The organism is Mesorhizobium sp. M2C.T.Ca.TU.002.02.1.1, from assembly GCF_003997225.1.
The window spans coordinates 1-990 of record NZ_RZTO01001310.1 but is presented as its reverse complement, the minus strand read 5'-3'; the positions used below and the strand labels follow the sequence as shown (position 1 = coordinate 990).

At 65.2% G+C, this 990-nt stretch carries 2 protein-coding genes and 1 pseudogene; 1 reads left to right on the top strand and 2 read right to left on the bottom strand.

Features of this window, described 5'->3' with window-relative positions:
- Positions 1-113: pseudogene (locus tag EOD07_RS35720) on the top strand (16S rRNA (adenine(1518)-N(6)/adenine(1519)-N(6))-dimethyltransferase); the annotation flags it as partial.
- A 41-nt stretch (positions 114-154) separates the two neighbouring features.
- Here the strand turns inward: EOD07_RS35720 and gmk are convergent.
- Both gmk and EOD07_RS35710 read right to left on the bottom strand, forming a co-directional pair.
- Positions 155-829 carry a guanylate kinase gene (gene gmk / locus EOD07_RS35715; RefSeq protein ID WP_041008371.1) on the bottom strand — a complete coding sequence of 225 codons (675 nt, stop codon included), beginning with the start codon at positions 827-829 and terminating at the stop codon, positions 155-157.
- 5 nt (positions 830-834) lie between these two features.
- The coding region (locus EOD07_RS35710; RefSeq protein WP_127238461.1) for a DUF1732 domain-containing protein at positions 835-990 on the bottom strand (156 nt) is incomplete at its 5' end.

The following is a 990-nucleotide window of genomic DNA, read 5'->3' as shown; positions in this document are numbered from 1 at the left end:
GCGTGAAGAGCCTCGGCGGCGAGGCCCTGCTGCTGCGCGCCGGCATCGACCCGACGCGGCGGGCCGAAACGCTGAGCGTCGAGGAGTTTGTGAGGCTGACCAACGCGGTGTAGCTGCGCCCTTTCCTTCTCCCCTTGTGGGAGAAGGGAAAAGCTCATCCCGTCTTCTCGTCCAGCAATCCCGAAATGAAGTCGAACAGGCCAGGCCGCCTGTCGCGGCGCAGACGCTCTGCGGTGACGATGGCGCGGACCTCGGCGAAGGCGCGGTCGAGGTCGTCGTTGACGATGACGAAGTCGTATTCCTTCCAGTGCTCGATCTCGAGGCGGGCGTTCTTCAGCCTGGTCTCGATGACGGATTCCTGGTCCTCGGCGCGGCGCTTCAGGCGCGCCTTCAACTCCTTCATCGACGGCGGCAGGATGAAGATCGACACGATATCGGCGCGCATCTTCTCCTTGAGCTGCTGGGCGCCCTGCCAGTCGATGTCGAACAGCATGTCGCGGCCCTCGGCCAGCGCCACCTCCGCGGGCTCGCGCGGCGTCGCGTAGCAATTGCCGTGCACTTCCGCCCATTCGAGCAGCGCGTCGGAATCGCGCAGCCGCTCGAACTCGCGCATGGTGCGGAAGTGATAGTGGACGCCCTCGATCTCCGAGCCGCGGCGCGGCCTGGTGGTGACGGAGACCGAAAGCTCGAGGCTTCCATCGCTTTCGAGAAGATTGCGCGCGATCGTCGACTTGCCGGCACCCGAGGGCGACGACAGCACCAGCATCAATCCGCGGCGGCGGATGCGGGATCCCAGATCCCTGGCAGCCGTCGGCTCCTTGGCAACCATTCCCGTCACTCCAGATTCTGGACCTGCTCGCGAAACTGGTCGACCACCGCCTTGAGCTCAAGCCCGATCGCGGTCACCGCGGCGGCGTTCGACTTCGAGCACAACGTATTCGATTCGCGGTTGAATTCCTGCGCGAGAAAATCGAGCTTGCGGCCGACGGC